The organism is Algoriphagus terrigena DSM 22685 (genome assembly GCF_000429445.1).
Classification (GTDB): Bacteria; Bacteroidota; Bacteroidia; order Cytophagales; family Cyclobacteriaceae; genus Algoriphagus; species Algoriphagus terrigena.
Genome location: NZ_KE386904.1, coordinates 496,986 through 518,314 on the forward strand (window position 1 = coordinate 496,986; position 21,329 = coordinate 518,314).

Here is a 21,329-nt window from a genome sequence, read left to right on the forward strand (position 1 = left end):
ATTAAGCGATTGAGTGGTTAAGAGATTGGGTGATTAAGAGATTGAGTGATTGAGTGACTCAGAGATTGGGTTGTTGGGAGACTGCTGGATTAATTCTTGACATTTGTCTTGGCATGTTCCCTTTTCAGGTAGAAGATAAAGCCGTTGAGCACCTTGATCGCTTCCAGTACTTGGGATTTGAGACCTTCGTACAGATCCACGGAGATATATCCTTCATCCTTCGCCTCGATCAGATGGTCTATGATCTCTGCAAGAGAACCCCGTGAATTATAGTAGAATCTACTGGAATCGAGAAAGTGGAATCTACCCCATCCTTCGGCAATATTGGCGGTGGCAGAACGTGCTGCTCTCACAATTTGGGATTTGAGTTCAAACTGTTCTTTCGGAGGTAGTTGAGGCAACACCTCCACCCTTATCCGTTGTTTCAGTTGATAGGCCTTCTGCCAGCACACCAAATCTTCAAAGCTTTCCGATATTTTCATTTGATATGTGATTGAGTGATTGGGAGATTGGGTGATTGAGTAATTGGGAGATTGAGTGATTGAGTGATTAAGTGATTAAGTGATTGAGAGATTGAGTGATTGGGAGATTGAGAGATTGATGCTATTATCCAAGTCTCTAATACCCCTAATCTCTTAATCTCCTAGTCTCTATTCTCCCATTCCCTATTCTCCCATTCTCCCATTCTCCATTCCCCATTCTCCTAATCTCTATTCTCCAATTTTCTTCTCTCTCATTCTTTCCTAATCTCCTATTCTCTCAGTCTCTTATTCTCCCATTCTCCCATTCTCTATTTCCCGATCTCCATTCCCCATTCTCCCATTCCCCATTCCCTATTCTCCCAATCTCTTATTCTCCAAGTCTCTATTTCCCATTTACAACAGCCTTCCTCCTCCTAATCTCATCTCTCTGCTGCAGGTCTTTCACCCTTTCCATCGCCTTTTGGATTCTCAGCTTCTTGTTATAGGCAATCAGGAAAAAACAAAAGAGCAGAAAGTAGATCATGGTCATATTCTTCATCCGCATCACCACCCCCAGATTGCTAAGGGCATTCATAAAGGCAAGGGTGACTGGAATCCAGGTAATAATACCTGCCTTCAAAAACAGAGGCATATCCCTCAGTGCCTCCGGAGTCCAGTTACGGTAGATAAAGAAGCTTAGGTAGAGGTATACCAGATTTTCGACTGATGAAAAAAGTGCAACAAAATTGTGTGCGTCCACAAACAATGGTCTAAAAAGATAGGTAAATAGACGCATGGGAAGCGAATAGCCTGAAATATCTACAGCCGAGCCAACATTTCCCCTACTCAAGTTTCCAGCGGTAGTCTCTGTCAAAGTTGTAAGTGTTTCAAGATTTAGTTCTTCAACTTTTAAGAACTCAGCGGTAGAATCCAGCATTAAATAGGTGCCCGCCATTGCAGCCGCCCCCATTAGAATCTTAAAGTGTAATTTAAGTTCGGAGCCCAGCATGATCGCCATGGCCGTACCTCCCAGCAAAGCCTGTCCCATGTGCGGTCTGGCCATGTACACAAAAAAAAGCGCAATCAATCCCTGCCACCAGCGAATTTGATACTTCTGCACCGCGAATAAAAACCAGGCAATGCCCCAAAAGCAAATCGCATCTTTTCCAACTCCCGCAGTCCAAAAGTGAAGGTTTAAGAAATAGAAAACAGCGGGGAAAAGTGAGATCCCAAATATGTCATGATTTGTAGGAAAATACTCAGCGACCATCACATAGATATAACGGATGCCGATAAAGCCCAATGCACCAAAGAGGATATTTCCGGTGATGTAACTTAATCCCAAAATCTTACTGGGGATGTAGCAAAGCCAAAGAATAAACCAAGTAGAATCCCCGAAATAGGACATCCAGGTAATCTCTCCCTTGACAATAGCCTGCTCCATCCCAAATCTCCAATATCCTTGAGAGTCTCCGCCAAAATTGAGGATATACCAAGTAAAGAATAAACTAAAAAAAACATGATAGGCTAATAGGTACTGCAAATGCAACTCTAATTTTGGAGATAGTCGAAACCGTCTAGCCATACTGCTGTTAGAGTTGACAAGAGCAAAAATCACCAGTAAAATCACAAGTACGTCTAGCATATCAGCTGCACTCCAGCGTCCCTTTCTTTCTTAAAAGTTCGGAATATAAACTTTGGACCTCCTTGCAATACTGCTCAGCCGAGTAGTTTGCCATCGCACGGGCATTCCCCTTCGCTCCCATTTGTTTGGCTACCTCGGGATGGTCCATCAGGAACCGGATTTTTTCTGTAAGTAGGGGCGGACTATGGCTTGGCACCAAAAAACCGGTTTCCCCATCCACCACGACATCCTTGAGTCCGCCCACCGATGTGGCAAGCACCGGAAGTCCATGCATCATGGCTTCCACTGCCACCAAGCCGAAGCCCTCATGGGCTGAAGGGATACAGAAGACATCCATTACTCCATAATACGGATGGGGATTGGCTTGCTGTCCAACCAAACTCACCCGGCTTTCCAAGCCCAAGGACGAGACAAGGGCTCTCAAACCCGCCAGATCGGGGCCGTCCCCGACGATCAACAGTTTTACCGAGGGGTTGCGGATCAGCTGTAGGGCCCGGATGATGTCAGAGAAGCGCTTCACTTGGTCAAATACCCTCCCTACCGCACCAACCACAAAATCAGCTTCTGCAAACCCCAAACTTCTTCGTAGATCCCAGTTTTCCGCAGAGAGATTCTTGGGGGGAACTACAATGCCATTATTAATCAACCGTACTTTTTGGCCAGGCAATCTCGCCTTGTCAAGCAGGAACTCAACCACTGAGGGGGAAATCCCAATGATGACATCCGAAAGCCTTAGGAAAAACCGCTGAAGCCAGATGGCTTTTGGGCTTCGGGTGATGGGTTCCGAGGTCTCTTCCAAGATCCGCACCGGCACACCCGCCCAGTACCCCGAAATGGCTGCCATACTCATCCCTTCAAAGATGGCTCCATGGATGATATGGGGCTGATACTCCCGGATTATCTGGATTACCCTTCGGTGCTTTTTCCATTCAAAAGGATGTCGGAATGAGCCAATGGGGATCAGTTGCACACCCTCCTCTTCCAAAGCCTCCGCTATCGCGCCACCTTTCCAGGTACAAATGATTTTGTGTTCAAACTGATCCTTGGGAAGTCCCTTGACCAAGGTTAAGCGAACCTGCTCTACACCGCCGGAGGCGATGGTTTCTATGCAATGAAGGACGCGAATTTTGTACGTCATTGCGAGGAGCTATCGGTCATATTGGATTTATAAGTTGTTTTGCAGCGACTGCCTGTCCCGAATTGTTCGGGAAAGCAATCTCATTGTGGGGTAACATTATCCTTTAATAAGATTGCCTCGGGGCAACCGTCACTGCGAGTGGAGGTACGGAGCGAAGCAGTCTCCCTAATTTATTTCTACTCTTTTGGTGGAGATTGCTTCGGACTAGAATCATCAAAGCCAATTTTTAAACTTACTGGGGAGTCCTCGCAATGACGTGATCATTCGGTGTAGATCGACATCAAGTCCTTTATATAGTTCTCCACCGAAAAGCGCTTTGCTTCTTCTTTCGCCTGCTGTCCCATCTTCGCTCGCTCTTCAGCGGTGAGGTCAAGCATGGATTGCATGGCAGACCGAATAGAATCGACACTGAGTGGGTCGACCATCAGTCCGGAATTACTGGTTCCCAAGATCTCGGATGCTCCGCCCACCTCCGTGACAATGCTCGGCAAGCCCATACCCATGGCTTCTGCCAACGATACGGAAGAACCCTCCCGAAGGGACGGTAAAACGAAAGCATCTACCTCCACCAAATAGGGCCAAACATTGAATTGAAAACCCAATAATTCAACTTGACTCTCCAATTTTAAATTCTTAATTAACAATTCCAAGTTCCCTCTTTCCGGCCCATCTCCAAGAATCCTCAACCTCAGATTTCTGCTCGGATTTGCCTTTACCAGCCCTGCAAATGCCTGGATCAGCCTATCCAAATTCTTGATCGGCACTAATCGACAGGTCGTCACAAAAACAAATTTCTTATCTCTATTTTCTATATCCCCACCCGCATCCTGGCCTCCCGATACGCTGCGCTTCTCGGGACAGGCTCTAACTAAATTTGTCCACTGGACAAATTCTTTACGTTCGGTCCTCTCCATTCTCTGCTCCCTATTCTCTAATCCTTGTTCTCTATTCTCTATTCTCTCCAAAAAAACTGGATTATAAACCACCCTCACCTTCTCTCCCCCAACCTCTCCCAATTCTACGATATTGTTTTTTACCGCCTCCGAGATAGCAATAACACTGTTTGCTTTCCGATAAATCCATCTAAAGATTCCTCTCCAATAAGAATGATGGTTGGGTAAGCCAATCTCCTCTCCGATCCTGGTTCTTACTCCTGCCATCTTTGCGGCCCAAAGACCATGGAAATTGGCTTCCGCACCTTGGCAATGGATGACGTCTGGACGCTCGGCTTGAAGTAATTGCTTTAATCTCCACACCAGCCTGAGGTTGGGGATCCTCACCTTTCGATTTAGGATCTGCACAGGATATCCTGCACTGATGAGTTTACCCGCGATCCGCCCTCCCCTGCCCAGGACGACTACTTTAACCTCAAGCCCATCGACTTTGGCCAGAGCCAGTATGGAGAGCAAAAGGACCTGCTCCACTCCACCAAAATCCAACTCTGATACAATCCGAAGGACCCTCAACTCAGGTGTAGATAAAGCGGAAGCAGAATTTCATGTACTTTCTAAACCATCCAGAAAAAAAATCCGTGGCAAAGAGCCGATGAAGCAATCCAAAGGGAAGCAGATATATTGCCCTGACCAAAAAGTACCTGCCCGGCAAACTATTCAAGGTATCTGCAATGGGTCGTTCATTAGATTTTAAGCGATAGTGGGGAAAAAGGGTAAAGTAGATCCATTTGTCCCTGAAATCTAAAAACTCCTTTTCAATGAAATTTGACCTGTTTCTAGCTGAGAAATGATAATTCTGCTTTACAATCTTTGAAATCAGGGTTTCGTTGAGGGGATATATCTTGTTTGTGGCCTTTTGAGCATCCTCCTGTCCATAATAAACTAGGGTGTTATTTATGTAATACCCATCCCCATAAAAAATGGACGCCCTCAGCCAAAGGTCGATGTCTTCTCCCAATTTGATTTGGGGATCAAAACCGGGATTGTTGCTGAAAAAATCTTTTTTGATAACGGTCGCAGAGGTGAAATACATGGTATTCCTGACTGCTCTTCGGAAATAATGATCAAGTTTAAAACAATGCAGTATTGGTGTTGACTCAATTTCAGTTGAACTATACCGTGTACCAACCATACCGATAACTGGATTTACAGCGATCACCTTGGAAACAAATTCTAAATAATTGACATGCCAATAATCATCAGCATCCAAAAAAGCGATCCATGGAAACATTGCCTGATTGATTCCGACATTCCTGGCTGTAGAAACCCCCTTATTTGTCTGTTGAATTAAGTTGAGCTTTGAGCCATACTTAGAAGCGACAAATTCCCCTCCCCCGTCTGTGGAGCCGTCATCCACCACAATAAGCTCAAACCCGGTAAAGGATTGAGTGAAAACCGAATCAATGGCTCGGGTGACAAAATCTTTCTTGTTGAATAGAGGGATGATTACGGAAAACATGAATTTCTAGGTCACTGGCAGAGCATCGTCAATGCGAGTGAGGCACGAGTGAAGCAATCTGCCTATTGAATAGGATTGCTTCGGATGCTACGTCACTGCGAGGACGAGGTACGTGGAGAAGCAGTCTCCCATTTGGTTATACTTCTCTGCTGGAGATTACTTCGGATTCATTAGCCTTATTCAAAACTCCAAGGCTATAATCCGAATTCTCGCAATGACGTAACCCGTCACTGCGAAAGCATCGTCATTGCGAGGCGGCACGTCATTGCGAGTGAGGCACGAGTGAAGTAATCTGTTTCTTGGATAGGATTGCTTCGGATGCTACGTCACTGCGAAAGCATCGTAATTGCGAGGCGGCACGTCATTGCGAGTGAGGAACGAGTGAAGCAATCTGCTTATTGAATAGGAACGCTTCGGATGCTACGTCACTGCGAGGACGAGGTACGAGGACGAAGCAGTCTCCCATTTGTTTCTACTTCTCTGCTGAAGATTGCTTCGGATTCATTAGCCTTATTCAAAACTCCATGGCTGTAATCCGAATCCTCGCAATGACGGGGAATTGCAATGACGTTCAACCCAAAAAACGTTTTAAGCGAAGGGCATTTTCAAAGCCGATCAATCTGGACATCTGTTGGAATTTAGGGCCACCGATCAGCGTCTGTTCCCGCACTTCCAGTTTCTTGATCAAATTCCGCGCATCCTGAAGCAGGTCAGGATACAGCGGATACACGTCATAGATAAACTTCATAAAGACCCGTTTCAAGGCTTTCCTGATCCTCAGGGAATCTTCTATGTCCAATACTTGCTTTTCGTAAAGGACAAAGGATTCTAATAGGGATTGGGCAGCCTCGTAGGACTTTTGACTGCTGACACTGCCTGCTCCCAAACTGCGGTAGTAGGCCCTTGACTTGGTATCGAAAAGAACCTTTTCACTCCTCAGCAATACCCTCATAAAAAATTCCCCGTCCTGATTGATGGTCAGGGATTCATTCCAGGGGCCAGCCAAGTCGACCAGCGACCTTGAGGTAAGCCAGGAAGAATCGGCCATCATTTCCTGTTTATTCCAGGAATGTAGCAACCAGTCTAACCCCGTCTCAAAATCCTGAAACACCCCATACGGCAATCTGGAAAACTGAGAGACTTGATCCTTAAAATTCACCCATTCACAGGAGGCGATGGTCCATTCAGACTTTCCCTCAAGCAGGTTAAGCTGATTAGCGAGCTTATCGGGTGACAGCAGGTCATCTGCGTCGAGAAATTGGATGTAGTCCCCCTTGCTGGCGCTTATCCCGACATTCGTGGCTCTGGATACGCCACCGTTGGCTTGGTGGATAGATTGGATCTTATCCGGAAAACGGGACCGATACTCTTCCAAGATACCCAATGACCCATCTGTCGAGCCATCATTGACCAAGACCAGCTCTATATTTGGATAGGTCTGTCCCAAGGCCGAATCAAGAGTCTCCCTGAGAAAAGCACCTTTGTTATAAACAGGGATAACAATGGACACCAAAGGGTCTAAAGTCATGCTTTTGCTTTGATTGCAAAACTCGGCGAGATGCCCCGCTCCATCGTCAAATAAACAATCTCCCAACGACGCTTGCTACAAAACTCATATACCGCCTCGATTACGCCATACTTCCAAGGAACATCGATCTCCCCGACAGTAAAATCATGCCCAGCGATAATCCCGCCCAGCTTCATCTTCGGCAGATAGGTCTCTAATTCAGAATTAGTTACAGAATAGCTGTGCGCCGTATCGATATAGATCCAATCAAAATACTTGTCTGGGAAATCCTTCACCACCTCCGTGGACAAGCCTCTGTTGATCTCGACTTTTCCGGTTTTGATCTCAACTTCAAACTTTTTATTGACCTTATAAAATAGCTCCTCAGGATAGCGTTTACTTTTCCAGACATCCACCAGATGGAGTTTCGTGGGTTGATTGATATCCAGGATCTTTTGGCTGAAATCCCCATGGTCTACGCCCAGTTCGGCAACCACCCCGTTGGTTGGAAGGAGAGAGAGCAATTGTTCCCTGGTGGCCAACAGCCTTGCATTTTCTATTAGTGCATAGCCGATCTCCGGAACTGGCATTTGTTCAAATTTCGGCTTCTGAATCAGCCGGTGCTTACTGGTGTAATACTGATAAAACCGCTTCTTTAGGCTTTGTAACATGATCAGCTTTTATCTTTTCGTTTCTTTTCCCCTAATCAAATCAAAGTATTCCTGCAGGGCCCCTAAGTTAATGGCATGACAAACCCTCAAGATGGCCAGGGACTCATAGGGAGAAACGCTTACCAGTTTCTTAAATGCAAAGCGATACCGTCTCCAAATGAACCCCAGTACATGACTACGAAATCCCTTTGCATTGTCCTGAAACTTCCTGGTGAAGGTACCCCCCAACAATCTCCGGTATTTATTGACCAAATCTTCCGTTCTGTATCTCGCCGGATGACTTACTATTAGGTTTTCATTCCAAACGACGGAGTATCGTTGGCTTATTTTCCCAGAGAGTTCCGAATCGCCGTTGGACTTCAACTCATCGTTGAAACAGCCAAACTCCTCCAAGACAGATTTGTAGGAGAACCAATTTGCAGTGATGGCATGTCCATCTTTGGCGTATGCTTCGGTAGTAAAACCGGTATATTTTTCATAAATCTCTGCATCACTCAGATGGTTTGAATCCCTAAAAAACAAAGGAACGGGTCCAGTTAAGATTCCTATCTCCTTTTTGAAATCCTGGGTAAACATCTCCCATGCATTTTTCAGCCAATTGGTATCCGGCAGGCAATCGGAATCGGTGAAAGCCAAGATATTTCCCCTGGCTGCAGCGATACCCATGTTTCTGGCTGCGTAAGACCCGGGGTTCGGCTCTTCCAAAACCCTCAAGCTATAAGGAATAGAGAGTTTTTCGGGAAGGATCAAAGGCAAATCAGGATCATTGTTTACGACTATCACTTCCCAGTTATGCAGGGGTAGGGTCTGCCATTCCAATGAGTTGAGAATTAGCAAAAGACCACTAAAATCCTTGTAGTAGGGGATGATTACCGAAATGAACACCTATCTCTTTCCTTTAAAAACAAAAGATTTATGGAAAGCCCAAAAAACCTCCAAGCCTCTGGGGTAGGCCAATAATCCAAAAAGGTTGGAGAGATAAAAGCCTAAAGCCGCGGCCCATTTCTTTTCTTTGATCCCATAGTAAAACAAGTGGAAACGGATGGTAAAAATCTGCAATTTGATACTGGCCTTTCCTGGAAATGCCGCATCCAGTAATTGGTAAGTGTTTAATGAAAGCTTTGACTTCCGGTAACTGCTCTTTGAAGACCAAAGTCCCTGAGAATGGATTCGATAGACAGATGGGCTTATACTTGGATCAAAACTAAAATCTCCAAACTGCAAGACGTAGGCCCAAAGGAAGGTATCTCCATTGACTACCACTTTTTCGAATTCCTTAGGAAGTTTGAAATTCGAGGGCTTGCGAAAGACAACAGAAGCAGAGGGGATTTCAGGCATTGTAGAGATCAGACCTTCAAAACTCCAATTTCGCTTTTCACTCTCCTGAATCGAGTTTGATAGTATTCTCCCCTCTATGTCACGTTTTTCCCTGTTGTGAAATGACCCTATAAACTCGGAATGGGTCTCCAAAAAGTTAATTTGCTTCTGCACCTTAGAAACATCCGTCCAAAAATCATCCCCATCACAAAGTGCAATGTAATCACCCGTGCAGTTTTCCAAAGCCCAGAGATAATTCAAAGTCGAGCCCAAGTTTCGTTCCTGTCGCTTGTATTTGATCCAATGTCCTTTTGGATGTTCTTTGGCATATTTCAACACAACTTCTTCTGTGTCATCCAAGGAACAATCGTTGGAAATCACCAATTCTATATCAAAATCAGCATTCTGGTTTAAAACTCCTTCTATTGCATCGCCAATGTATTCGCCGACGTTGTAGGCAATCATGCAAACACTCAATTTGACCTTAACTTCGCTGTTATTTCCTATCAAGGTCGATAAAATGAAGTCATGGATTGAAGGAATGCGTCCTTCCCACATTGTTTGATTGCCAGTTCCCTAATTATTTGTGGATCATACCAGGAATAATTCTCTTTTACCTTCAAAATAGCTTCGGCCATAGATTTTGCATCTCGGACAGGTACAATTATCCCAGTGTCAGGCGTAATACTGTCCTCGACCCCACCGTTGGCGGTACTGACTACTGGTAGCCCACACATCATCGCTTCCCTCACGGCTATTCCATGGGGTTCTTGAATTGTAGGCGAAACAAATACATGGGCTTGGTTGAGCACATCCGAAATCTGTTCCCTAGGCACAAAAGGGAAAAATTCTCCTTTTTCAAAAATCCCCAATTCCCGGCTTTTGCGTACAAATAGGTTTTCGGAAGAATGGGCCGAACTTTTATTAGCGCCTTTCCCAATCATAATAAATCTTAGGCTTGGATCCGTTTGGAGTACAATCGCAATCGCCTCCAGGAATTCAACCGCTCCTTTGATGGGCAAGGAATTGAGAATAGTGATGACAGTAAATTCCTTTTTCCTCTTTCCTAAGTCTATGCTGTACCTGTCCTCATCTACCAGATTCCAAATCACATCGGGATTGCATGCGGGCTGGTTCATCATTACCTGCCTACGCTCATCGTAGCTGACAGCCGCAGTTCGTCTCGCGGCTTTAAAAGCATCCATAATCAAAGTGGACCGCAGCTTGGAGTAATAGTGAAAGACAAATACTTGGTGTTCCATAATCACAAATGGTATCCCGGTTTGCTTGCTGATATGGTGGACATAAATCCCCGCATCCATGCCGCTTTGGGCGTGAAGTAGATCTGGTTGCCATCCATTTTGAATAAGTCTACTATAAGTCTTCCAAAATAATCTTAACTCTAAGCCAATCTGAAGGTTATCAGGAACCCTCCTATTCGCAGGAAACTTAAAGCAAAATGCAGGAGGGTCATTTTGAACTGTTGCATCGAATATTGGGTATTTAGTATTTAGCCAAGATTGAATGAAAGTCCAAATCCACCTCAACAAGGAACATGATTTTTTCTCGCCAAAAAGAACTTGAATTACCAATCCATCATTCCTGCTTAGAAATCGTGCCTGTTCTTGAAAATACGAGCCATTTAGGGCTTGAGAAGCCAATGGATACCAAGAGGGTATAATTAGGACTTTCTTAGTCATTTTGAGAGAAAACAACTCAAACATTTCAAAAACCTCTTCACTTCAAAAATCTTAAAAAACGAATTATAACAAATTGAATGTTTTTTGCAATTTTATAAATACTTGAATTTTGAAATGAGATTATTTCAAGCTTTGATCTTAATAAATGAAAATTAATCCTTTCATAAATTTCAATATAATCTTTCCTCTCTAATATCCAATTCAAAAATCTGATATAGTCCAAATGCTTTATAACAGATCCAAGTGGATCAATTTTATTAATTTGACTTCCTGGATTATCCATTCTATATACAGCGTTAATTTCTTGTAAGAAAAGGAAATCTCCATTTATAGCAACAGAACAAAACAATGGAAAATCTCCAAATTTCAATTCATGAAAAAAATCAGGCAAAAATAGATGTTCTCTTTTAAAGAAAAATGAACAAGTAGGAATCAACCATTTTGAAGCCATCAATTCTTTGAGAGTTATAACACTTAAACTATTAACTAATAACCCACTAAAATCACTTATAAAAGATTCGAATATTCGACCTTCCTTCTTATATTGAACATCATGAAAGCTCCCTGAAAACAAAGTATTCTGTATTGATTGAAACTGACGACTCAATTTATCTCGCGACAGCCAATAATCGTCCCCCTCACAAATCGCAATATAATCTCCTAGGCAAAGATCCAAGGCAAATTTCAAATTTGGGTTAATTCCAAGATTCTTTTCCTGGTTGAAGTATTTCACTTTCATGCACCTTGATGGTTCCAATTTCTCAAGGTACGATTCGATCTTCTGGTGAGTTCTGTCTATTGAAGCATCGTTTGAAATGACCAACTCGATGTTTGGATAATCCTGGGCAACAATTCCTTCAAGGCAATCCAGTATAAATCTTTCATGGTTGTAAGCAATGACACATACACTGATTAGGGGAAGATTATTCATGCTGAATGAGCTTTCGTTTGAATATTGTCTTTAAGTTTTGTTTAAGCAAAAACAACATGTAGTAGAGCCGATTAATGGACGGATGGTACTCTTGCTTGAAACTATTGTGAAACATGCCCATGTAAGCCGAATAATAATAAGTTTCCTTAGAACCAAATTTACCTTGAGAGACTAAGAAATCCCGAATTTGAAGTCTTAGGTTAACCCAATTAAGAATCATGGTTTGGCGGTGTTGCTCACCCCTACTCAATGATCCTGTAGTTTTGTAGATCAAGGTCAAGAAACTTGAATCATACTTCGGCAAGTATCCAAGTTTCATGATTCGGAACATCAAGTCATATTCCTCACTAGTTCTTAGGGATGAGTTAAAATAACCAACTTCTTTTAAGACAGATATTTCAAATAGATTGGAACAACTATTTCCCAGCTTGCTGCAAAACAAACCTATCCAAGGATCAGTAAAAAATCGGTTCAAATGTTTTCTACTGTCTTCAAATACATCGACAGAATTACCAACAATAAATGGAATTTTGATTTCTGATTTTTGAATCAAGTTAACTTGGGCTAAAATTTTCCCAGGCAATAATTCATCATCAGCATCCAAAAATTGCACCCAATCTCCCGTTACAAACTCTAACCCTCTATTACGAGTTGCAGCTAATCCAAGATTATTCTTGTTTGGATGGGTATAAACTTGAATTTTGCTTGACAACTCCCTTAACTGATAACTTAACGCTAACGATTCATCTTGTGACCCATCGTCTACAATAATGATTTCATTTACATGCTCCTGTATAAGAGCAGAACTTACCGCTCTTTGAAGAAAATTCTCTGAGTTATAAACTGGAATTATAACACTTACTTCTAAATCAACCACTTTTCGCTTTTCCATGAAGGAAAGTATACTTCAAAACTCTCAAACTCAAACCCAAAAATAAAAAAATTCTAAAATCAAAACCATATAAAACTAAGTATTCCCTAAGTAATGAAAAACCATGAATCTTGTTTTCAATAAATAAAATTTCAAGTCTTTCATATTCAAGTTTTAAATAATATTTTTTATCCAATAAATACAAATTTTGCTTAAAGTATATATTTCTAATTTTTTTAAGTAGTATTTTAATTTCTAAAAAATCAGAAGTCTTTTCTAATTTTCTATGAAAGGAATATTGCATATACAAGGTACGCTCTCTTTTATTAAAGATAGCCCCTCCTAATTTACTCAAAATTTCAATACGCTTAGTTGTAGAATTCTCATCTTGAAGAGTATACTTTGTAGAGCTTAATTGCCCTTTATGTTTTCGATAAGCCATTAATTTTTTAGGAATAATGGCCAAATCTCCAAACATGAGAGTATCCATAAAAAGACCATAATCACCTGCTACCTCAAATCGGAAATCGTAATTAAGGTTATGTTTTCTTAAAAAATCATTATTTATTATAATACTAGGTTGAATAATTGGGCATTCAAACAATGCTCTTGTCCGAATCTCCAAAGGAGTTTCTGTCAGTTCGCTAGAACGATATTCTCCCCAAATTACATCAAAATGAGTTCCTGCGACAGCAATTTCGGGATGGCGATCCATGAAGTCAATTTGAGTAGCAAATCTCTCTGGATAACTGATATCATCAGAATCAACTCGAATTACGTATTTGGAATGAATCATTTCCATTCCTTTTCTTACTGTTCTGCCTATGCCTATATTCTCAGAGTTTTTAAGATAGATAATCCGGACATCATTATAGGAAAGAATAATTTGCTCAGAATCATCTGTAGAACCATCATTTATAATTACGAATTTAAAATCTTTGAATGATTGGCTTAGTATAGAATCAATGGCTTCCTTTAGGTATAATTCTGAATTGTATACCCCCATCAGGACTGAAACCTTATCAGAAATCATCACAAACAAAATTGAATAACTTTAACTTCTCGAACCACCACTTTTTCAATTCAACCTAGTAAAAAGTCAATACTTTATAAAGTAACTATTCAGATAATTTAGCGAGAAATATAATGATAGGAATTTTTTTAAAAGATTGTTGAATAATACCTAAACCATCGTTTTACTAATTTCTTCAAATACCAGGAATTTTTGAAGAAGGAGAATTACACCCCCAAAACTATCTGTCTAATTAATGAATTCCACTGTAAATTATACTGCTCTTTTGTCAAATTTGCCATAGCATATTTCTTGCCATTTTCACCTAGATATTCCGCCAAATCACGGTCTTTGTACAGGTTTACAATGGCCTGAGCCATTTCATCTACATCTCCCTCTTGGACCAAAATCCCATTTTGATCAGATGTAATGACATCAGGAATCCCCGCATGATAGGTACTAATTACAGGAAGCCCCGCTGCCATGGCTTCAAGGATCGCAACAGGCGTTCCTTCTTTGTCACCATTTGCAGCGGTTTTACTATGCTGAACAAAGCAGAATGATTCTGCCATTTCTTTTGCTATCGATAAAGGAGATAATACTCCAGCAAACTCAACATTATCAATTTTCAAAGACTCGGAAATATCCTTGCAAACTGAAAGCAAATCTCCTTCGCCCACAAACTTAATTCGAAGATTAGGACATATCTCTTGAGCCTTTTTGAATGCCAATAAAGTCAAATAAGGAGCTTTTTTCTCTACAAACCTTCCAATCGCTAGCACTTGATTGGATTGATAATCGGGGTTAATATCATTGAATAGCTTTGAAGGTGAACATCTCAATAAAACAACCTTCTTTTCATCAGCCCCAAGCCTAATTACTTTTTGTCTCATTTCAGAGGACACGACAACTATAGCCTTTGCTATTTTGAACATAGTGTGGTATCCAACTATATAATTTTGGATGACTTTTTCTACACTGGCATCGTATCCATGAAAATGAACAATGAGCGAAATCCCTAGCCTTTCTGAAATCTCGCTTAACTCTGCACCTGAAGGACCATAATTGGCTATAATGAGTTGAATCCTTTTACGCTTCAAGTAAGACTCCAAGTACAATTCCCTGAGAGGTATTCTGATCAATCCTAATTTGTATAATGCTTTAATAATAAGCGGTGCTGAGGAGGGATTCTTTAGCTCTCCATCTTCAGACTCAACTGGAAAAAATCCAAAACAATTAAAAATATTCCCGTCAATACTCTTTTTAAGATTCTGAATAAAGGTTTCAGAATACACATTTTTTGAAGGTGAGGTAAAACAAATATTTATTTTTTCCATGCAACAATTCCTAGACTTGTAAACATGATTTGATCACTGAGGGCAGGTTTGATTTTGTCTTTACTTAAAAGTTTTATTAGAAAAGGTTTGAAAACAACAAATAGAAATTTTTGCATCCTTATCGAAAAACCTCTCCTTTTGATCCAAAGCGCAAGCATCTGTACTATTGAGGCATCCCAACCTCCAAGGCAATTAATTTCAACATTAACAAAACCGGATTGTTCTAATAATCGCTGGATAGCAAAGGGCGTATACCGAAAATAGTCATGAGGGGCCTCATGCGTTGGCCATAAAAAAGGCACAGTCAAGACCAAAGGTGAATCTCGTTTCAACACCCTATTAATTTCAGTCAAAGTCAAATGTGGATCCGGACAATGTTCCAAAACCTCAGTGGCAATACCTGAATCAAAAGAAGCATCATCGAATGGCATTTTGATCCCATCCCATAAATAATCCGGCTTTACTCCCCTTTTGTACTCCAAGGCGCCATAGATATCAATACCAGTATAAGTATTTACATTTGATTTTCCCAGAATTTCATTTTTGTAAGGCATCTCTCCACAACCTATGTCCAACAATTCTCCATCAAGGATAAGGGATTTGCTCACCAAGAATTGATAGATTGATCTCTTTATGTAGAACCGATCTACGTTTTCAAATGTCAGACCTTGCGGATTAAAATCAATCATTCTTCTTTTCTAATACTATGAGAATGTTTCTACCATTGACGAGATACTTTCTGCAAAACGATGATATGAAATGATATAATTTTGACGGAAATACCCTTCTAAAAGCTTTCAAAATAAAAAATTTCAAATTATGGACTGAAATCTTACCAACTGAAAAAAGATCAAGAATGTAATCTAACTCTGATTGGGAAATCGGTTCGTATTGAAGTTTAATTAAACTGAATCCAAACTTTTCTCCAACTTTCTTTAAGGCCTTACCTGTCCATAATCCCATATGATGAGGAGGAAGATTTAATGTGTGAAATTTGTCAAACACATACAGGTAGGGATTACTATTAGGAACTCCAATAATGAGCTTACCATTTTTTCGTAGCAATTCACCGGCCTTTACAAAATAATTGGAGACATCTTTTATATGCTCTAAAACTTGAAATGAGGCAATAACATCATATTCACTATTTTTAGCCTCAAAAGAAAAAAAATCGCAGTCATGAACTTCAAATTTTTCATTTTCTGCCTTCAACACTTCTTCGCTATTTAATTCTAATCCCAAAGCTTTTACTCCCCTTTTTGCCAATTCTTTCAAAAAATATGAATTTCCAGAGCCTACCTCAAGCCATTTTTGGCCACTATTTACATGTCTGAGGGCTAGTTTATGTTCCCATCTCTCATGATAATAATTCCTTTTTCCTTTACTTAGATCAATATAAAATACACCGTCTCCCATAAATGAGAAAGGATAATAATATCTATACTTCGTTACTTCACATTCATAAATCTCTGCAAAATCAATCCCACTAAAATATCGTGAAACATCAACTTGAAAATCATTCTTATACCTAGCGACTATTTTTTTTGTAGGAATTCTTTCAATTAACTTTGATTTAAACTCCCTATCGATTGGATTAATCATACTATTCTCCAATTCCCATATTCAACATATTTGGCTGCACCAGGCTGCCAATAATAATCCCTTAACTCACCCATCACTTCCACTTTGAAATGACAGATTTCACCTACTGTATCCAATTTTATTTTGGTAAATTTATCAGCATAATGAACTTTCAAATAATACTCACCAGGATACAGTCTGAGATTTTTAATTTCCGAAACAATTTTTAATTGACTAGTCGATAAATCTAACTCGTGTTCTGAAGCCAAAAATAATTCATGAAAAATTGAGTTTTCATATTCATCAAAAACTTGATAGGAAACAGAAGGAATCTTGACATTCTGAATTAGACTGATCGTTATCTCAACTGAAAATTTTTCATTAAACCTTTGGATATTATTAGGTTCTGAAGTGTTTATAGAAACGCTTACAATTCCTTTACTTATGTTACTTCTATAATCAAGTGACCTTGTCTTCTCCAAACCAAGGTAAGTTGTAACTCCTTTTTCGGTACCACCATTGAATACCATTTGTCCACTTTTCAAAACTATTGTACTTCGGGTCAAAGTTGTTATTGCTTGGATATTGTGGCTTACAAATAATACGGTCCTCCCTTCCTTTTTACTTACCTCCTCCATCTTACCCAAACATTTCTGTTGGAATTCATAATCCCCAACCGCCAATACTTCATCGATAATCAATATTTCAGGTTCAAGATGTGCGGCCACCGAAAATCCCAACCTTACCCGCATCCCAGAAGAATAAAACTTAACCGGTGTATCAATATACTTTTCCACTCCCGAAAAGTTAATGATTTCATCCAGCTTTTGATCGATCTCCTTTTTCGTCATTCCAAGGATGGTGCCATTCATATAGATGTTTTCACGGCCTGTCAATTCAGGGTGAAATCCGGTGCCGACTTCTAGCAAGGCCGCTACACGGCCGTTCATTTCTATTCGCCCCGATGTAGGTTCGGTAATTTTGGATAGGATCTTGAGCAAAGTGGATTTTCCTGCTCCGTTCTTCCCGATTATTCCCAGTACTTCACCTTGCTTAACCTCAAAGCTGACATCCTTTAAGGCCCAGTGGATTGAACCACTTCCCTCCTCAAATTTCCCCAAGCTCTTGATTCGCTTAAAGTTTTCAACGGGAGCTTTAAGATTATTCCAAAGCTGTTGTACAAAGGTATCGGCCTTTTTTTCCTGTAAGCCGATTCGGTATCGCTTGGAGAGGTTTTCGACTTTAATAATTGTGTCGGACATTTTTTAGAATTCAGAATTATGAATTCAGAATTATGAATTGGTGAGATATGAAAATTACGTTAGTTACAAATTGTTACGCCACATCGGCAAAAACCTTCTGCATCCTTCTGTCCCGCAATACTGCGGGATCAAAAAATGGAAAGGTTTTATGCCACATCGGCAAAAACCCGTTCCATTTTTCGAAAGTAAAACAAGCCAAAAACGAAGAACAACGTTGCTATAATAGCTCCTGGCAAAATCCATTCCCAAGGCATGGGGCGGCTGAGAAACATGGCGCGAATGCCTTCAATTACTCCTACCATTGGATTTAGGGAATATAGAAATTGGTATTGCTCAGGAACCGCTGTTGTACTGTAAACCACTGGTGCACCATATAAGAGGAGTTGAACTATAAAACCCAATGCATATTTCACATCCCGATATTGTACGGCCATTGCAGAAAGAATCATTCCTATTCCAAGGGAACAAGCCAAAAGTTGAATTAACAAGATTGGGAAAAAAATTACCTGCCAACCTGGTAGGACTTGGAAGTAAATCAAAAGGACTAGAAGCACCGCAAAGGAAATGATAAAGTCCAATAGCTTGGAAAAGATTGCTGCTAAGGGCAGGATTAGTCTGGGAAAATAGACTTTGGTGATCATGCCTGCGTTAGCCACTAGGCTGTTAGCTGACTCGCTCAAAGTGCCCGAGAAATAATTCCACGGCCAAAGGGCCAGATACGAGAACAGGATATAAGGCATCCCATCGGATTCCACTTTGGCCAATCCGCCAAAGACAACGGTAAATACCAGGGTGGTAAATAGCGGCTGTATAATCGCCCATCCTACACCCAGGACAGATTGGGAATATCGGGCTTTGATTCCACGAACAGTCAGAAAGTATAAAAGATCTTTATACCTCCATAATTCTTTAAAATCAACAACTTTCCAGCCTTTAGAGGACTCAATTATTGTTTTGTTCACTTGTATACTACCCTATATAATCTAGACTTAATTTTTTTAAATACCCTTAAATAATAATTTACTCTTGCAGAGATAACAGATAAAAATGAGGGGTTAATTACTTCTTTTATAGAAAAAAAAACAGCAAATCTCTCATCTCTCTTTAACAAAACCTTACCAAAAAATCCAGTACTATAATTATATTCATTAATAGTCATACACCACATTGGGACTTGGGTATTTATTTTATTTACTTGAGGGTCATTTTGAAATTCATGATGCATACGATGAAAAATAGTTTTTACGGGAATACCATCTTCAACTTTGGAAATTAAGCTCATAAAGGGGTTAAATTTATGGCTCACCTTTGCTGTAACACCTGAAAAAATATCATAAACATATCCGTTATTAAAATTTATCGGTAAGTAATCTGATCCTTTGAACTGGCTTTGAATTTCTTGCAAGAATTTTATATGTAACATATCATCGGTATCCAGACGAGTAGTGATTAGATAATCAAAATTTCTCTCGGCTATGTTAAAAATATCTTCTTCTAAAAATCGGAAAATAGCAAAGTCCAGAAATTTATGACTAATCAAATGAAAATTAGGATAAGGATTAAAAAGACTCTCTAAGTCTATTCTTATTTCTTCAGGTGTTTCACTGTCAATGTAAAAGATCCATTGAAAATTCTTAGTGCTTTGGTTCGCCACTGAAGGAAAGCAATAATCTTTAAAAATTTTTATTCGCCCGATTAACCACTCTTCTGGATCATATCCATATTGAGGCATTTTCTTTTTGTAGAAAACATTCAAACGAGTGATAAGAAAGTGTTTGTATTCCATACTTCAGATAATAATTCTTCCCGGAACTTCCACTACCGTCACTCCATCAGGGACATCTTGAGTTACCACTGACCCCGCCCCCACGATGGCCCTTTTTCCGATTTTTACTTCGGGAAGGATAGTGGCATTGGCTCCTATGGAGGAGAAATCCCCCACTTGTGAAGCCCCGAGCAATACGGCCCTCGGCGTAATCTCGGCAAACTCACCGATGATCACATCGTGGTGGATTTGTGCGCCGGTATTGATGAGTGTTCCTCTTCCGATTTGTGTATTGGCAGCAATAAAACAGAGATTGAAGATGTCCGAATCTATATTTTTTGCAGAAGGAGAGTTTACTACGCCAACACCTTTGATTGCACGATGCTTTCCACCCAGTGCAAGAAACCTTTGGTAAAAGCTAAATCTGACCATTGGATTTCCGGTCCCCAAAATAAATTGGCTATCAGATTTGAAATAAGCAGCAACTTCGGCATCTATGCTTAGAATTGGGTATTTATCCTGAAAGAACTTCGCCTCTGTGAATTCATCGAAAAACACCAGATTATCCGTCATCCCGTTTGCAATCAGTATATCGAGCAGTTCTAAAGCATGGCCTCCGGCACCGGCGACGATCATTTTGGGCTATTATTTTGAACCCGCAACAACAATCTGGCAATCATCCGCTGCTCTTCCTGGCTTAGGGTATGATACAAGGGGAGGCAGAGAATTCTTTCAGAAATGTGATCAGAAACCGGACAATTCCCGGTGGTATAGTCCAAGGAATTCAGCCCCGGGAAAAAGTATCTCCGTGAACCTATGCCATTGTCATCCAAGATCGTCATGCTTGCTTTCAGCTGCTCTACGGTGGAGAATAGAACCGGAAAATAGGCGTAATTGTAAGATTCAATTTCATTTAGGTCAGGGAATACTACCTTCAATCCGGATAGAAGTTTCCTGTAAATGCTTGCCTGCTCCTTTTTCTTGGTTTGGATTGACTCTAAATGAGGAAATAGGGAAAGCCCCATTGCCGCGTGGAATTCAGAGTTTTTGGCGTTAATCCCTATCCCGTTGAACCGCTCAAATCCATCGTGTCCAAAGTTTCTCAGGTAGGCCATTCGCTTGAGCAGTTCTGGGTCCTTGGTAAATACCCCCCCTCCTTCTATGGTATGGAAAATCTTGGTAGCATGGAAGCTGCACGTTGAGATGTCCCCGTAGTCAAAGATGGACTTTCCGTCTATTTTCACTCCAAAGGAATGAGCCCCGTCATAGATCACCTTTAAGCCATGTTTATTGGCAATCTGTTGGATTTTCTCCACCTCGCATGGGATTCCATAGACATGGGTGGCGAGGATAGCGCAGGTTCGATCAGTAATCGCAGCCTCAATCAGATTGGGATCGATGGTTAGTTTGTCAGTAAGTATATCCACAAATACGGGCTGACATCCCTCCCAGATGATGCTAGTTGTGGTGGCCACGTAAGAGAAGGGAGTGGTGATAATCTCTCCGCTGAGCTTAAGGGCCTTGATTGCCAGTTGTAGCGCAATGGTGCCGTTGGAGACATAGAGCATGTGCTTTACGCCCAGATAATCCTTGAGACGGAGTTCCAGTTCATTGACCAGCGGCCCATTGTTGGTCAGCCAGGTGCGTTCCCAGATACCATCCAGATAGCGCTCATAGTCCTCCCGGGGAGGCAGAAAAGGTTTGGTTACGGGGATCATG

The 21,329-nt window shown here is 40.9% G+C and carries 21 protein-coding genes; all 21 read right to left on the reverse strand.

Annotated features, from left to right (window positions below):
* Window positions 1–89 precede the first annotated feature (89 nt).
* Window positions 90–482, reverse strand: a complete 393-nt coding sequence (locus tag G459_RS0126050) for a four helix bundle protein (RefSeq protein WP_026970200.1) — start codon at window positions 480–482, stop codon at window positions 90–92.
* Window positions 483–864: 382 nt separating this feature from the next.
* Entirely contained in the window at window positions 865–2,004 is a 1,140-nt protein-coding gene (locus G459_RS0126055) for a hypothetical protein (RefSeq protein ID WP_245588246.1), read from the reverse strand.
* Window positions 2,005–2,107: 103 nt separating this feature from the next.
* The gene (locus G459_RS0126060) at window positions 2,108–3,244 is read right to left on the reverse strand and encodes a glycosyltransferase (RefSeq protein ID WP_026970202.1); all 1,137 of its coding nucleotides are present in this window, start codon (window positions 3,242–3,244) and stop codon (window positions 2,108–2,110) included.
* 260 nt (window positions 3,245–3,504) lie between these two features.
* Window positions 3,505–4,710 carry a glycosyltransferase gene (locus tag G459_RS0126065; RefSeq protein WP_026970203.1) on the reverse strand — a complete coding sequence of 402 codons (1,206 nt, stop codon included), beginning with the start codon at window positions 4,708–4,710 and terminating at the stop codon, window positions 3,505–3,507.
* Between the two features lies 1 nt (window position 4,711).
* On the reverse strand, window positions 4,712–5,656 hold the full coding sequence (locus G459_RS29305; protein ID WP_051315444.1) for a glycosyltransferase family 2 protein: 945 nt from the start codon (window positions 5,654–5,656) through the stop codon (window positions 4,712–4,714).
* Between the two features lie 571 nt (window positions 5,657–6,227).
* The gene (locus G459_RS0126075; protein ID WP_026970204.1) at window positions 6,228–7,184 is read right to left on the reverse strand and encodes a glycosyltransferase family 2 protein; all 957 of its coding nucleotides are present in this window, start codon (window positions 7,182–7,184) and stop codon (window positions 6,228–6,230) included.
* The gene (locus tag G459_RS28650; RefSeq protein ID WP_084454722.1) at window positions 7,181–7,834 is read right to left on the reverse strand and encodes a class I SAM-dependent methyltransferase; all 654 of its coding nucleotides are present in this window, start codon (window positions 7,832–7,834) and stop codon (window positions 7,181–7,183) included. Before G459_RS28650 ends, G459_RS0126075 begins: the two co-directional genes overlap by 4 nt.
* 9 nt (window positions 7,835–7,843) lie before the next feature.
* On the reverse strand, window positions 7,844–8,719 hold the full coding sequence (locus G459_RS0126085; RefSeq protein WP_026970206.1) for a glycosyltransferase family A protein: 876 nt from the start codon (window positions 8,717–8,719) through the stop codon (window positions 7,844–7,846).
* Window positions 8,720–9,616: a glycosyltransferase family 2 protein gene (locus tag G459_RS29310; RefSeq protein WP_169725073.1), complete on the reverse strand. Its 897-nt coding sequence runs from the start codon at window positions 9,614–9,616 to the stop codon at window positions 8,720–8,722.
* 41 nt (window positions 9,617–9,657) lie between these two features.
* Window positions 9,658–10,851 carry a glycosyltransferase gene (locus tag G459_RS0126095; RefSeq protein WP_169725074.1) on the reverse strand — a complete coding sequence of 398 codons (1,194 nt, stop codon included), beginning with the start codon at window positions 10,849–10,851 and terminating at the stop codon, window positions 9,658–9,660.
* Between the two features lie 37 nt (window positions 10,852–10,888).
* A complete protein-coding gene (locus tag G459_RS29315; RefSeq protein ID WP_026970208.1) occupies window positions 10,889–11,782 on the reverse strand; it encodes a glycosyltransferase family 2 protein in 894 nt (297 codons plus the stop codon).
* Complete coding sequence (locus G459_RS0126105; RefSeq protein WP_026970209.1) at window positions 11,775–12,674, reverse strand: glycosyltransferase family 2 protein; 900 nt, start codon at window positions 12,672–12,674, stop codon at window positions 11,775–11,777. Before G459_RS0126105 ends, G459_RS29315 begins: the two co-directional genes overlap by 8 nt.
* On the reverse strand, window positions 12,652–13,686 hold the full coding sequence (locus G459_RS29320) for a glycosyltransferase family 2 protein (RefSeq protein ID WP_051315447.1): 1,035 nt from the start codon (window positions 13,684–13,686) through the stop codon (window positions 12,652–12,654). Before G459_RS29320 ends, G459_RS0126105 begins: the two co-directional genes overlap by 23 nt.
* A 206-nt stretch (window positions 13,687–13,892) precedes the next feature.
* Window positions 13,893–15,002 carry a glycosyltransferase family 4 protein gene (locus tag G459_RS28670; protein WP_051315448.1) on the reverse strand — a complete coding sequence of 370 codons (1,110 nt, stop codon included), beginning with the start codon at window positions 15,000–15,002 and terminating at the stop codon, window positions 13,893–13,895.
* The gene (locus G459_RS0126120) at window positions 14,990–15,691 is read right to left on the reverse strand and encodes a class I SAM-dependent methyltransferase (RefSeq protein WP_026970210.1); all 702 of its coding nucleotides are present in this window, start codon (window positions 15,689–15,691) and stop codon (window positions 14,990–14,992) included. Before G459_RS0126120 ends, G459_RS28670 begins: the two co-directional genes overlap by 13 nt.
* A complete protein-coding gene (locus tag G459_RS0126125; RefSeq protein WP_026970211.1) occupies window positions 15,684–16,604 on the reverse strand; it encodes a class I SAM-dependent methyltransferase in 921 nt (306 codons plus the stop codon). The genes G459_RS0126120 and G459_RS0126125 overlap by 8 nt, the downstream gene beginning before the upstream one ends.
* Window positions 16,601–17,845, reverse strand: a complete 1,245-nt coding sequence (locus G459_RS30520; RefSeq protein WP_026970212.1) for an ABC transporter ATP-binding protein — start codon at window positions 17,843–17,845, stop codon at window positions 16,601–16,603. The genes G459_RS0126125 and G459_RS30520 overlap by 4 nt, the downstream gene beginning before the upstream one ends.
* 146 nt (window positions 17,846–17,991) lie before the next feature.
* Window positions 17,992–18,807: an ABC transporter permease gene (locus G459_RS0126140; protein WP_026970213.1), complete on the reverse strand. Its 816-nt coding sequence runs from the start codon at window positions 18,805–18,807 to the stop codon at window positions 17,992–17,994.
* Window positions 18,804–19,631 carry a glycosyltransferase gene (locus G459_RS0126145; RefSeq protein ID WP_026970214.1) on the reverse strand — a complete coding sequence of 276 codons (828 nt, stop codon included), beginning with the start codon at window positions 19,629–19,631 and terminating at the stop codon, window positions 18,804–18,806. Before G459_RS0126145 ends, G459_RS0126140 begins: the two co-directional genes overlap by 4 nt.
* Before the next feature lie 3 nt (window positions 19,632–19,634).
* The gene (locus G459_RS0126150) at window positions 19,635–20,246 is read right to left on the reverse strand and encodes an acetyltransferase (RefSeq protein ID WP_026970215.1); all 612 of its coding nucleotides are present in this window, start codon (window positions 20,244–20,246) and stop codon (window positions 19,635–19,637) included.
* Window positions 20,243–21,328: a DegT/DnrJ/EryC1/StrS family aminotransferase gene (locus G459_RS0126155; protein ID WP_026970216.1), complete on the reverse strand. Its 1,086-nt coding sequence runs from the start codon at window positions 21,326–21,328 to the stop codon at window positions 20,243–20,245. Before G459_RS0126155 ends, G459_RS0126150 begins: the two co-directional genes overlap by 4 nt.
* Window position 21,329: the final 1 nt, after the last annotated feature.

Bases quoted from the DNA above. Each gene is read 5' to 3' on its own strand.
- G459_RS0126050 (WP_026970200.1), bottom strand. From the start codon at position 482: ATGAAAATATCGGAAAGCTTTGAAGATTTGGTGTGCTGGCAGAAGGCC.
- G459_RS0126060 (WP_026970202.1), bottom strand. From the start codon at position 3,244: ATGACGTACAAAATTCGCGTCCTTCATTGCATAGAAACCATCGCCTCC.
- G459_RS29305 (WP_051315444.1), bottom strand. From the start codon at position 5,656: ATGTTTTCCGTAATCATCCCTCTATTCAACAAGAAAGATTTTGTCACC.
- G459_RS0126075 (WP_026970204.1), bottom strand. From the start codon at position 7,184: ATGACTTTAGACCCTTTGGTGTCCATTGTTATCCCTGTTTATAACAAA.
- G459_RS28650 (WP_084454722.1), bottom strand. From the start codon at position 7,834: ATGTTACAAAGCCTAAAGAAGCGGTTTTATCAGTATTACACCAGTAAG.
- G459_RS29310 (WP_169725073.1), bottom strand. From the start codon at position 9,616: ATGATTGCCTACAACGTCGGCGAATACATTGGCGATGCAATAGAAGGA.
- G459_RS0126095 (WP_169725074.1), bottom strand. From the start codon at position 10,851: ATGACTAAGAAAGTCCTAATTATACCCTCTTGGTATCCATTGGCTTCT.
- G459_RS29315 (WP_026970208.1), bottom strand. From the start codon at position 11,782: ATGAATAATCTTCCCCTAATCAGTGTATGTGTCATTGCTTACAACCAT.
- G459_RS0126105 (WP_026970209.1), bottom strand. From the start codon at position 12,674: ATGGAAAAGCGAAAAGTGGTTGATTTAGAAGTAAGTGTTATAATTCCA.
- G459_RS29320 (WP_051315447.1), bottom strand. From the start codon at position 13,686: ATGATTTCTGATAAGGTTTCAGTCCTGATGGGGGTATACAATTCAGAA.
- G459_RS28670 (WP_051315448.1), bottom strand. From the start codon at position 15,002: ATGGAAAAAATAAATATTTGTTTTACCTCACCTTCAAAAAATGTGTAT.
- G459_RS0126120 (WP_026970210.1), bottom strand. From the start codon at position 15,691: ATGATTGATTTTAATCCGCAAGGTCTGACATTTGAAAACGTAGATCGG.
- G459_RS0126125 (WP_026970211.1), bottom strand. From the start codon at position 16,604: ATGATTAATCCAATCGATAGGGAGTTTAAATCAAAGTTAATTGAAAGA.
- G459_RS30520 (WP_026970212.1), bottom strand. From the start codon at position 17,845: ATGTCCGACACAATTATTAAAGTCGAAAACCTCTCCAAGCGATACCGA.
- G459_RS0126145 (WP_026970214.1), bottom strand. From the start codon at position 19,631: ATGGAATACAAACACTTTCTTATCACTCGTTTGAATGTTTTCTACAAA.
- G459_RS0126150 (WP_026970215.1), bottom strand. From the start codon at position 20,246: ATGATCGTCGCCGGTGCCGGAGGCCATGCTTTAGAACTGCTCGATATA.
- G459_RS0126155 (WP_026970216.1), bottom strand. From the start codon at position 21,328: ATGATCCCCGTAACCAAACCTTTTCTGCCTCCCCGGGAGGACTATGAG.